This is a genomic window from Streptomyces sp. NPDC055099, assembly GCF_053607685.1.
In genome coordinates this window covers 324,598-335,695 of sequence record NZ_JBSGUA010000006.1, presented here as the reverse complement: position 1 = coordinate 335,695, position 11,098 = coordinate 324,598, and the positions used below count along the sequence as shown (strand labels likewise).

Annotated in this window: 10 protein-coding genes; 6 read left to right on the top strand and 4 right to left on the bottom strand. The window is 72.6% G+C overall.

Translation table 11 applies throughout. The features are described 5' to 3' along the window. The first annotated feature begins 52 nt into the window (after positions 1–52). Positions 53–808 (top strand): AfsR/SARP family transcriptional regulator, encoded by a 756-nt coding sequence (locus ACWFRU_RS18510; RefSeq protein WP_453688179.1) that lies wholly within the window; start codon positions 53–55, stop codon positions 806–808. A 238-nt stretch (positions 809–1,046) separates the two neighbouring features. On the opposite strand, the gene ACWFRU_RS18505 is transcribed toward ACWFRU_RS18510, so the two are convergent. The 4 genes from ACWFRU_RS18505 to ACWFRU_RS18490 form a co-directional block, all read right to left on the bottom strand. Continuing rightward, positions 1,047–2,432 carry a hypothetical protein gene (locus tag ACWFRU_RS18505; RefSeq protein WP_453688177.1) on the bottom strand — a complete coding sequence of 462 codons (1,386 nt, stop codon included), beginning with the start codon at positions 2,430–2,432 and terminating at the stop codon, positions 1,047–1,049. After that, positions 2,416–3,486 (bottom strand): caspase family protein, encoded by a 1,071-nt coding sequence (locus ACWFRU_RS18500; protein WP_453688175.1) that lies wholly within the window; start codon positions 3,484–3,486, stop codon positions 2,416–2,418. Before ACWFRU_RS18500 ends, ACWFRU_RS18505 begins: the two co-directional genes overlap by 17 nt. Before the next feature lie 33 nt (positions 3,487–3,519). Next, positions 3,520–5,040 (bottom strand): hypothetical protein, encoded by a 1,521-nt coding sequence (locus ACWFRU_RS18495; protein WP_453688173.1) that lies wholly within the window; start codon positions 5,038–5,040, stop codon positions 3,520–3,522. A 93-nt stretch (positions 5,041–5,133) separates the two neighbouring features. After that, entirely contained in the window at positions 5,134–5,964 is an 831-nt protein-coding gene (locus ACWFRU_RS18490; protein WP_453688171.1) for a transporter substrate-binding domain-containing protein, read from the bottom strand. 114 nt (positions 5,965–6,078) lie between these two features. On the opposite strand from ACWFRU_RS18490, the gene mmuM reads away from it, so the two are divergent. The 5 genes from mmuM (at position 6,079) to ACWFRU_RS18465 (ending at position 11,038) form a co-directional block, all read left to right on the top strand. Then, complete coding sequence (gene mmuM / locus ACWFRU_RS18485) at positions 6,079–6,984, top strand: homocysteine S-methyltransferase (RefSeq protein ID WP_453688169.1); 906 nt, start codon at positions 6,079–6,081, stop codon at positions 6,982–6,984. Between the two features lie 132 nt (positions 6,985–7,116). Then, a complete protein-coding gene (locus tag ACWFRU_RS18480) occupies positions 7,117–8,208 on the top strand; it encodes a WD40/YVTN/BNR-like repeat-containing protein (protein ID WP_453688167.1) in 1,092 nt (363 codons plus the stop codon). Between the two features lie 33 nt (positions 8,209–8,241). Beyond that, a complete protein-coding gene (locus tag ACWFRU_RS18475; protein ID WP_363206507.1) occupies positions 8,242–8,919 on the top strand; it encodes a uracil-DNA glycosylase in 678 nt (225 codons plus the stop codon). After that, positions 8,916–9,914 (top strand): N-acetylglucosamine kinase, encoded by a 999-nt coding sequence (locus ACWFRU_RS18470; protein ID WP_453688165.1) that lies wholly within the window; start codon positions 8,916–8,918, stop codon positions 9,912–9,914. Before ACWFRU_RS18475 ends, ACWFRU_RS18470 begins: the two co-directional genes overlap by 4 nt. A gap of 179 nt (positions 9,915–10,093) precedes the next feature. Continuing rightward, positions 10,094–11,038, top strand: a complete 945-nt coding sequence (locus ACWFRU_RS18465; protein WP_453688163.1) for a sirohydrochlorin chelatase — start codon at positions 10,094–10,096, stop codon at positions 11,036–11,038. The last annotated feature ends 60 nt before the right edge of the window (positions 11,039–11,098 follow it).

Genomic DNA, 11,098 nt, shown 5'->3' with positions numbered 1-11,098 from the left:
GCGTAGTTTCTTGGCTGGTCAGGGGATGGGATGCACAACTGGGGGTGCACAGATGGCTGTCACGGAATGTCCGGCGGTACGCGGCGACGCACCACCGGCCCTGCGTCTGCGGCTGCTGGGGGGATTTCATCTCAGCCGCGGCGAGGGCGACGGCGGCGGACAGGTCGACGTGCCCGCCGGCGGACAGCAGCTGCTGGCCCTCCTCGGGCTGCGGGGTCCCGCGACACGTTCGGTGCTCGCGGGCACCCTGTGGCCCGACGTCACCGAGGAGCGGGCGCGGGCCTGCCTGCGCACCTCCATCTGGCGCCTGAACGCGGCGAGTTCGGCCGTCGGCGGCCCCCGGCCCGGGGTGCTCGCGCTCAGCCGGCGGGTCCGGATGGACATCCAGGACTTCACCGCCACGGCACACCGCATACTCGCGGCCCCGGCCGAGGGAACCGGGGTCGCGTGCTCCTCGCTGATGGGCATGGGGGAACTGCTGCCCGGCTGGCACCAGGACTGGGTGGTGTTCGAGCGCGAGCGGCTGCACCAACTGCGGCTGCACGCGCTGGAAGCCCTTTCCGCCCGGCTCGTCGCACACGAGCAGTACGCCCCCGCCCTGGAGGCCGCGCTGGAGAGCACCCGGATCGACCCGCTGCGCGAGAGCGCGCACCGGGCGGTCGTGACGGTGCACCTCGCCGAGAACAACCTCGTGGAGGCGGTACGCCACTTCGAGGCGTTCCGCGGGCTGCTGCGCGCGGAGCTCGGCATCGAGCCCTCGGAGCAGTTCCGCACGATGGTGCGGCGGGGGTTCCCCGAGAACGGGTGACGTGCCACCACGTCACCGCCGGCCCGGCTGTCCGTGCGCGTTCGGGGGTGCACGGGCCTCGGGCCGGCCAACCCGCCCCTGCCGGCCGCGTTGGGGGACGCGGCCGGCAGGCCACCGGTGTTCCGCCACGCACGGTCACGGGGGTGCCGAGCGCGGCAGGGGACGCCGGTAACGGTGGCGGCCCCGGCAGGCGATGCCTCCCGGAGCCGTCACCGTCCCCGTTCACTCCCCGTGCGGGTCACTCCTCCCGCGGGCGCCTGAGCTGCTCGATGGCCTGGTCGACCGCGCTGTGCGGCAGGCCGGTCCTGCGTGACAGGTCCTTCGGCTCCATGCTGCTCAGTACGTCGTCGACGCTCCTGTCCTCCACGCTCGCGATCTCGCGCACGTAGCGCTGGACCCGGTCGACCGGATCGACGGCCCGGGAGCGCCTCACGAAGCGGGCGTCCGCCGGCACCGGCGGGACGATGCCGCCGCGGGCCGCGAGGCCCGGCCGGGGCTCCTGCTCCAGCCAGGTCGTCCAGACCCCGCGCCCGACCAGGTGTCCGGCCGCGCTCTCGGCCGGCGAGCCGTCCCGGAGTATCCCCGGGTCCGCCGAGTCCGCCCGGACCAGCAGCCGGCAGGAGGCCGCGAGCATCGGCGGTGAGGCGACCGGCGGCACCGGCTCGTCGAGCAGGGTGCACAGCGCGGCGATGTCCGGCTGGTCGGGGGCGTACTCGACGAGCCGGTCCAGGATGCTGCCGATCCGCCCCAGGTCGGGGCTCGGGTGCAGCAGCAGGGCATGGGCCCCGATGATGCCGAGGAAGGGATTGACGTCGCGCGCGTCGAGCAGGCCGTGCAGCTGCCGCGTCGACACGAGGTCGATCCCCTGCCGCAGCCCCGAAAGAGCGGCCTCCATGGCGAGGTCCAGGGTGCGGTCGCCCGGCTGCCAGCCCACTCCGCGGGGCACCAGTTGGATCGAGGCGAACTGCGGTTGCGGTCCCTGGGGGCCGTTGCTCACGAACACCAGGGTCGTCCACCCGTCGAGCACGTGCAGCGCCTGCGCGAGGGACAGCCCGTCGGCGGGCTTCCTGCGCGCCCTCAACCGGTAGCCGCCGGGCGGCAGTTGCCCGCTCCAGGCGGCCCACTCCTGGCCGCCGGACGGCTCCCAGCCGCCGGCTCCGCCGTCCACGGGCGCACCGCGCTCGTCGGCGATCTCCAGGGCGAACGGGTCGAGCTGCCAGCCCCGGCGCAGGTTGCGGACGAGGACCATCAGCGTCGGCGGCCCCCCGCCGTGCGTCGCCTCGGTGCTCCAGCGCATCGCGGCCGCGCGGTGGTCCTCGCGGGTGGTGGGCGTGCCCTCGACCGGGGTGGCCGTGGGCATGCGCGGCAGCGCGAGGCGCTCGGTGAACGGCTCGGTGCCGACCTCGACGAAGTGGCTCTCCACCTCTCCGCCGAAGCGCTGCTCGATGCGGTAGATGCCGGGCGGCAGCGTCGTGTCGATGGTGCCCATCGCGTGCGCCACCTCGCGGAACGCGGAGTCCGTGACCGTGACGAGGACCGACGGGGTGTCCGGTATGACGACGAACGGCACCTGCTTCGCCCTCGTCTCCCGTGCGCGCCGCCGCTCTTCAGAGCTGGACACCATTGCCACCGCCCGTCATTACCTCGAAGAATCCACCGTTCTGGAAGTCGTCCGCCGCCCAGCTCTCCGGCGTCGCGCGGTACAGCCCCGGCGCGAGCTTCTCGACGCGTTCCGTGGCGTCGACCAGCAGCCTCAGCGGCGGCTCGTCGGGGTCGCCGCCGCGCAACTGCACCCAGCCCCGGAACCCGTCCGGGAAGCGCAGCGTGACGGAGGGCATCCCGTTCTCCACGTCACGGGCGAAGACCATCGGAGCGCTGCCCTTGACGAACCTGGGCTGCTGCGGGACCAGCAAATGCTTCGTGCGGTCCTCCACATGCCGTACGACATAGTCCGCGAGGCTGTCGGAGGTGATGACCCCCTTGCGGTTGGCGCTGCGGCCGGCCAGGCCGTCGAGGAGCGCGTTCGTGAAATGGCCGCGTGCGAGGTCGGGGTCGGCGTTCTGTTCCTCGTAGGCCGGGTCTCCTTGCGAGGTGGCGTACCCCACGAAGCAGTCGACCTTCTCCAGCGCGGCCGCCGTGGTGGTGAACGGCGGCCCGAAGGGGAACATGGAGCCGTTGCCGCTGCTCGTGCGGCAGCAGTCCGCGAAGCAGACGATCTCGCGGAACGGCGACGACGACTCGTACCAGTCCAGGTACTGGCCCACGGCGAGGTGATTGCCGAGGAGGTCGAACGCGGCGTTGGCCATCAGCAGCGCGGTGCTGTTGGGAGGTGTCAGGAAGCCGTGTCCCGCGAGGAAGAAGTAGAGCCTGGTGCGCTGCCTGGCGGCCTCCCACTCCTCCTCGGGCCGGCCCTCTATCGCCTGCTGGACCGCCCTGTTGGCACGGTAGAGCGCCAGGTCGACGTTCTCTCTGGTCGGTACGGCGGTCATGAAGTCCGCGGTGCGTTCCTGCTCCTCGGTCGCGGTCACCAGCGTGACGTTGTCCTCGGGCACATCGCCTCCCCCGGGGTCGACGAGCCAGTCACGGAACCGGACCGCGTCACCCCGTGCGGCCTGCAGGTCGCTGATGGCCGGATAACGGTTGATGCCGACGACCACGGCGTAGTGCAGGTCGTTCATCGGACTCTCCCCCTACGTTCGGTCCTCGCGCCGTCAGTCCGCGAGCATCGCCGCCACGCTCGCGAGGACCTGCGGGTCGTCGTCGAACGCGGCGTGGCTGAGCGCCCCCGCGCGCAGGCCGGGTCCGTCGTCGCCCGGTGACCACACCGTGCGCGCGGGGTCCGCCCGCAGGAAGCCGCGCAGGTCGTCGGAGTCGGGGCCGAGGGCGGCCGTGTCGAGGTACCAGTGCTGCATGCCCGCGACGGGCATGACGGCGGACTGCCGGGACGGCCCCCGCTCCAGGACACCGGAGATGAAGTACAGCAGCGACCTCGGGTACAGGAACGGCACGAGGTGGTCGGCCCGTTCCGCCCTGTCGGTCATGGTGAACATCCGCAGCCGGTCGAAGAGTTCGGCCTGGCGGCGCACCACGGGTGCGAGCTGGCCCACCGTGCAGGCCGGCGCGAGGAGCACCACGTCCCGCAGCCTGAAGTCGGCGGGGAGCGGGTCGTCGACCGCGGCGCGCCTGCGCACGAGGTCGTCGAGGAGGTTGCCGATGAACACGGCGCCCGCGCTGTGGCCGACCACGGTCACCTGGGGGCGGGTGCCGGTGGCGAGCAACTCGGCGAACCGGTCCAGGAAGTAGCGCCCGGCGCGGACCTCGTCGTCCGCGGCGGCGAAGGTGTCGGCGGTCTGCCGCTTCATCGCGTCCCAGATCGCGGCGCCCACGTTGGCGAGGTAGAACTCGCGGAGGATCTCCTCGACGACCGTCGTATAGAGCCCGTGGTCGTTGCGCTGCCGGAAGCGGCCGACGACGGCGGCCACGACGCGGACCGTCTTGCGCACCATCAACGCGGTGCTCACCAGGGCGCGTTCCCCGGTGGCCGCCCGGTCCGCGAGGTCGGCCACGACGTCCGGTGACATCAGTGTGGCCGCCGCGGCACGCCCCCCGAAGATGTCTCGCGCCGCGGCGACCGGCTCTGTGGGAGTGGGCCTGGTGGGCCCGGCCTGCGGCGTCACCGAGTTCACGATCTCCCGGGTGCGCTCGGCCAGTTCGGTGTCCGCCGACAGTTCGGCGGCGATCTGCCTCTGCTCGTCCTCGTTCAGGGGCGGCACCTCGGGCGGGGCGGTCAGCCGCGCGTACGGCTCCTGCCCGGCCCGGACCTGGGCGAGTTCGGCTGCCACGGCCCTCGGGGCGGGGGCGGTCACCGCCCCGAAGGCCCGCTGTCCCGGCTCCCGGAACACGGTGCCGGTGGCATAGCGGGTGACCCTGTTGAGCAGCGTGCGGAAGACGCTCTCGTTCAGGATCTGCGGCAGGTTGCCCCGCAGCGTCTCCAGGAGCCCGCTGCTCCACACGAAGAAGACGGGCTCCGCACCCGCTGCCTCGTACACGGGCGCGAGCCGCGCGGCGGTGGCGAATCCGAGCGTGTCGTCGATGAGTCCGCCGTGGAAGTGGAGCACCACACGCCGCCGGTCCTTGAGCCCGGCCACGAGCTCGTCGATGTCGGCGGTGGTGGTCGAGGCGAGTCGGCCACCCTGCCGGCTGTGGATGCACCGCTCACGGTAGGAAGTCATGCCCAGGAAGGTAGGGCGGCGCCGCTGTCGCGACATCGGGGACGGGCTCAGGGATAACCCCGGACCGGGAACGGCCGGTAGCGACCGGAATGACTAGGACCCCGAGGCAGGACCCATCCACTCCGCCTCGTATCCCGCGTACGTCCCGTCGTGCGTGGCCAGGTGCGTGAACTGGTCGACGTACGCCTTGAACTCGTCGTCCCCGCGCGGCAGCGCGTAGGCCTTCTCGGAGAAGGTGAAGGGCTTGTCGGGGTGCAGGGAGCAGAGTTCTGGGTGGATCTTGGACTGGTAGCGGGTCTCGCTAGCGTCGGTCATCATCACGTCCGCGCGGCCCTCGATGATCTCCTGGAAGATCGTGGTGTTCTCCGGGTGCTGCTTGATGGTGGCCTGCTTGATGTTCTCGCGCGCGAACTGTTCGTTCGTGCCGCCGGGGTTGACGATGACGGTGGTGCCCGGTTTGTCGATGTCCTTGAGCGTGCCCTCGCCGAACTTCTCCTTGTCGGCGCAGCGCACGATCGGCGTCTTGCCGTCCTCGCGGGTCGGCTCGCTGAAGTAGACCTGGCGGGCGCGCGGCAGGGTGATGGAGACACCGCCGACCGCGATGTCACAGCGCCCGGCCGCGACGTCCTTGGTGAGGTTCGCCCAGGTGGTGTGCACGTACTTGGGCTTGGCGTCCAGCCCTTCCGCCAAGTCCTCCGCCATCTTGATGTCCACGCCGCTGTACGTCTTGTCGGCGGGGTTGAGGTGCGTGAACGGGCGGTAGTCGCCGGTCGTGCAGACCTTCAGGACACCCGACTTCGGCACGGAGTCCAGGAGGCTTCCGTGGTGGCGGTCCTTGCCGCGTCCCGCGTCGGGCGACGCGGGTGCGGCGGCCGTGACGGCGAGCAGGCAGACCAGGGCGGACAGGGTGGCGGCACGCTTCACGGGGGCTCCTCCGTACGGGTTCGCGGCTCGGAGGGATCACCTTCGCAGAAGCGATCTGGCCGGTGAAGCCCCTTCTCATCAGGCGATCACCGAGTCTCGGCTAGCGTCGGCGGTGTGAAACTCGCGGATGCCCTGACCCGACGCCCTCTCGTGCTCGACGGCGGCCTCTCCAACCAACTGGAGGCGGCCGGGCACGACCTGAGCGATGCCCTGTGGTCGGCGAGGCTGCTCGCCGACTGGCCTCAGGCCATCACGGCGGCGCACCGGGCGTACTACGCGGCGGGCGCGGACATCGCCACCACGGCGAGCTACCAGGCGACGTTCGAGGGCTTCGCGAAGCACGGCGTCGACGCGGTGAGCACCGCCGAACTGATGCGCCTGAGCGTGCAGTTGGCGCGGGACGCGGGGGCGGAGACGGGCCGCGAGGTGTGGGTGGCCGCGTCCGCGGGACCGTACGGCGCGATGCTCGCGGACGGCTCCGAGTACCGGGGCGGGTACGGCCTGACGGTGGCCGAGCTCGAACGCTTCCACCGCCCGCGCCTGGAGGTACTCGCCGACGCGGAGCCGGATGTCATCGCCCTGGAGACGGTGCCGGACACCGACGAGGCGCGGGCCCTGCTGCGGGCGGTACGGGGCCTGGGGGTGCCCGCCTGGCTGTCGTACACCGTCGCCGGGGGCCGCACGCGGGCGGGCCAGCCCTTGACGGAGGCCTTCGCTCTGGCCGCCGACGCCGAGGAGATCCTCGCGGTCGGCGTCAACTGCTGCGACCCGCGGGACGCGGACGCGGCGGTGCGCCTCGCCGCGAGGATCACCGGGAAGCCGGTGGTGGCGTACCCGAACAGCGGCGAGACGTGGGACGCGGCCGCCAGGGCGTGGCGGGGCCCTGCGCGCTTCACCGCGGGCCGGGTCGCGAGGCTGCGGGACGCGGGGGCGCGCCTGATCGGAGGATGCTGCCGGGTGGGGCCGGAAACGATCGCCCGGGTGGCCGCGGAACTGTCCGGGACCGACCGGCCCAAGTGAGGGCCAAAGGCGCTCGCCCCCTCCGCCACACCCGCCCCGACCTGCGAAGACGCCTCGCTCAGGGGTGACTGTCAGTGCCGGGGTGCAGACTGAGCCGTACCTGAGACAACGACGTCCCGGAGGTGGCTCACCATGGCCGAGATCATCCTGACCGTAGGCACCCGCAAAGGCCTTTTCATCGGCCGCAAGCGCGCCGGCACGGACACCTGGCGGTTCGACGACAGCCCGTACTTCAACGCCCAGGCCATCTACTCGGTGGCCATCGACACCCGCGGCGGTGCCCCGCGCCTCCTGGTGGGCGGCGACAGTTCCCATTTCGGCCCGTCCGTCTTCCACTCCGACGACCTCGGCAGGACCTGGACGGAGCCGTCCAAGGCAGCCGTCAAGTTCCCCAAGGACACCGAGGCCTCGCTGGAGCGGGTCTGGCAACTGCACCCGGCCGCCGCCGAACCGGACGTCGTGTACGCGGGCACGGAGCCGGCCGCCCTGTACAAATCACGGGACCGGGGCGAGACCTTCGAGCTCGTGCGCCCCCTCTGGGAGCACCCCACACGCGACCAGTGGGTGCCGGGCGGCGGCGGTGAGGGCCTGCACACCATCCTGACCGACCCCCGTGACCCGGACGCGGTGACGGTCGCCGTCTCCACCGCCGGGGTCTTCCGCACCCAGGACGGCGGCAGAAGCTGGTCCCCGTCGAACAACGGCGTCTCCGCGGTCTTCCTGCCGGACCCGAACCCGGAGTTCGGCCAGTGCGTGCACAAGGTCGCGCGGGACGCGGTGGACCCGGACCGCCTGTATCTGCAGAACCACTGGGGCGTCTTCCGCAGCGACGACGCGGGCGCGCACTGGACGGACATCGGCGAGGGCCTGCCGTCCGACTTCGGTTTCGCCGCCGTCGCCCACCCGCACCGTGCGGACACCGCGTACGTCTTCCCCATCAACGCCGACATGGACCGCGTCCCCGCCGACCACCGCTGCCGCGTCTACCGCACGTCCGACGCGGGCAAGAGCTGGGAGCCGCTCAGCCAGGGCCTCCCGGCGGGCGACCACTACGGCACGGTGCTGCGCGACGCGATGTGCAGCGACGGCCAGGATCCCGCGGGCATCTACTTCGGCAACCGCAACGGCGAGGTGTACGCGTCGGCGGACGACGGGGACAGCTGGCGGGAGTTGGCGTCCCACCTGCCCGACGTACTGTGCGTGAGGGCGGCGGCCATCGGTTGATCGACGCCCCCGTCACGGCAGTAGGGTGACGCCGTGGCACCACGACCCTTGCATGAAATCGTCGAGGCGGGCTGGGCGAAGGCCCTCGAACCCGTCGCCGGGAAGATCACCGAGATGGGAGACTTCCTGCGCGCGGAGATCGCCGCGGGACGCACCTACCTCCCGTCCGGGCCGAACGTGCTGCGCGCGTTCCAACAGCCCTTCGACGAGGTGCGGGTGCTGATCGTCGGCCAGGACCCCTATCCGACCCCGGGGCACGCGGTGGGCCTGTCGTTCTCGGTCGCGCCCGAGGTGCGCCCGCTGCCCGGCAGCCTCATCAACATCTACCGCGAGCTCGGCTCCGACCTGAACCTCCCGCAGCCGTCGAACGGCGACCTGACGCCCTGGACGCAGCAGGGCGTCCTGCTGCTCAACAAGGCGCTCACCACGGCCCCGGGACGCCCCGCCGCGCACCGGGGCAAGGGCTGGGAGGAGGTCACCGAGCAGGCCATCAAGGCGCTCGCCGCACGCGGCCGTCCCCTTGTCTCCATCCTGTGGGGGCGCGACGCGCGCAATCTGCGGCCGCTGCTCGGCCCGCTGCCGTCGGTCGAGTCGTCGCATCCCTCGCCGATGTCGGCGGACCGCGGCTTCTTCGGCTCGCGCCCCTTCAGCCGCGCCAACGACCTCCTCGTCCAGCAGGGCGGGCAGCCGGTGGACTGGCGCCTTCCGTGACGGACACCTCGTGGGTCCTCGGGGTGGACTCGGGCGGCTCCGGGATGCGGGCCGCCCTTGGCGGCGTCCACGATGCGGGTCTCCCGGCCCCGGTGCACTCGAAGGAGCCGGTGCGCACGGGCGCGGACGGAATCGACGCCGAGCACCTCACCGAACAACTGGTGCCCATGGCCGCGGAGTTGCTGGCGCGGGAGGGCGGAGGGCGCGTCACCGCCGTCGCCGTCGGCGCGGCGGGCATGGCGAGCCTCGGTGACGACCTGCGCGCACAGCTGCCGGGGACGCTCCACCAAGCCCTGGGCGTACGGCGCCTGGCGCTCGCCGCGGACGGTGTCACCGCGTACGTGGGGGCGCTCGGCGACCGTCCCGGCGCGGTCGTCGCGGCGGGCACCGGCATGATCGCGATCGGCACGGATCTGGCCGCCTGGCACCGCGCCGACGGCTGGGGCCATCTGCTCGGCGACTGCGGCGGCGGCGCCTGGATCGGCCGGGCGGGCCTCGAAGCGGCGATGCGGGCGTTCGACGGCAGGCGCAGCGGATCGAAGGCGCTGCTCGCCCGCGCCGAGGAACTGTTCGGCCCGGCGCCGGGCCTGCCCGGTCAGCTCTATCCCCGTACGGACCGGCCCGCGATGCTCGCCTCGTTCGCGCCCGAGGTGGCGCGCTGCGCCCCCGACGACCCGGTGGCCGACGCGATCCTGCGGGATGCCGCCCGGCACATCGCCGAGGCGGCGGCCGCGGTCTGCCCGGCGTCCGACACGGTGAGCCGGGGCGAGGTGCCCGAAGTCGCCCTGACCGGGGGCCTGTTCAAGATGGGCAGGGCACTGCTCGACCCGGTGCACGCGGAGTTGCGGGATTTGCTGCCGCATGTGCGCGTCGTCGCGGCGGCCGGCGACCCGCTGGACGGCGCGGTGCGCATCGCCGCCGATCTCGCCGCGGACCGGCTGCGTCTGCCGCTCGACCCACGCATGCTGACCGTGCACCAGCCGGAGGACAGTTGACGCACCCACCAGAGGGCATCTGACACACCCGCGAGAGGGCAGTTGAGCACTCCGGAATTGACCACTCCGGAATATGACAGTCGAGCTTTACGTAACTCATAAGACAAAAGCGGACTTATACCGCCCACCTGTACCCTCCCCGAACAGCGAAGCTCTCGAAACCAGTAGCATGCGGCGCCATGAGCTCCTCCACTGGGCCCGCATCAGGCCTGCCCGTACGAATGCCGCGACCCCGCCAGCCCGGGCGGCACCGCCGCCCGGAGCCCGTGGCGGCTCCCGAGAACGCGCCCGCGCTCGTTCTCGCCGTACCGGGCGTACCCAGCAGCGCCACGCGCAGCCTCGCCGAGGAAGTCGTGAGCATCGCCCGCTCCGAGCTGCCCGGCCTCGACGCCCGCATCGGGTACCTCGACGGGACCGAGGACGCCACGGTCACCTCGTTCCCGGAGTTCCCCTCGCTGCACTCCGTGCTCGCGCACGCCGCCGCCGAGCGCACCGCGCGCTTCGAGCAGGCGCGCGCCGCGGGGGCGGACGTCGCCGAGCCCGACGGCCCCGTCGCCGTCGTGGTCCCCCTCCTCGCGGGTCCCGACAACGCGCTGATGCGGCGCGTGCGCCAGGCCGTGATGGACAGCCGTGCCCCCGCCGAGCTGACCGACGTCCTCGGCCCGCACCCGCTGCTCGCCGAGGGCCTGCACGTGCGCCTTTCGGAGGCCGGTCTGGCCCGCGCCGACCGCGCCCGCCTGTTCACGGTGGCCACCGCGGCGGACGGCATCGTCCTCGCCACGGTCGGCGGCGAGGAGGCCGTGCAGGCCGCCGGGATCACCGGCATGCTGCTCGCGGCCCGCCTCGCGGTGCCGGTGATGGCCGCCGCGCTCGACCAGGAGGGCGCCATCGCGAACACCGCCGAGGAGCTGCGCGGCTCCGGCTCCACGCAGCTGGCGCTCGCCCCGTACCTGATCGGTCCCGAGATCGACGGCAGCCTGCTCGACGCCGCCGCCAAGGAGGCAGGCTGCTCGGTCGCCGAGTCGCTCGGCGCCTACCCGGCCATCGGCAAGCTCGCCCTCTCCAAGTACACGTCGGCGCTCGGCATCGCCCCGCAGCAGCCGTCGGGCGCGCCGGTTCACTGACCGCACCGCGCCGGCCGACCTGATGCCGTCACGCCGATGGGCCCGCCCCCTGATGCAGGG

Coding starts and splice junctions, on each gene's coding strand:
- ACWFRU_RS18510 (WP_453688179.1), top strand. CDS start 53: ATGGCTGTCACGGAATGTCCGGCGGTACGCGGCGACGCACCACCGGCC.
- ACWFRU_RS18505 (WP_453688177.1), bottom strand. CDS start 2,432: ATGGTGTCCAGCTCTGAAGAGCGGCGGCGCGCACGGGAGACGAGGGCG.
- ACWFRU_RS18500 (WP_453688175.1), bottom strand. CDS start 3,486: ATGAACGACCTGCACTACGCCGTGGTCGTCGGCATCAACCGTTATCCG.
- ACWFRU_RS18495 (WP_453688173.1), bottom strand. CDS start 5,040: ATGACTTCCTACCGTGAGCGGTGCATCCACAGCCGGCAGGGTGGCCGA.
- ACWFRU_RS18480 (WP_453688167.1), top strand. CDS start 7,117: ATGGCCGAGATCATCCTGACCGTAGGCACCCGCAAAGGCCTTTTCATC.
- ACWFRU_RS18465 (WP_453688163.1), top strand. CDS start 10,094: ATGAGCTCCTCCACTGGGCCCGCATCAGGCCTGCCCGTACGAATGCCG.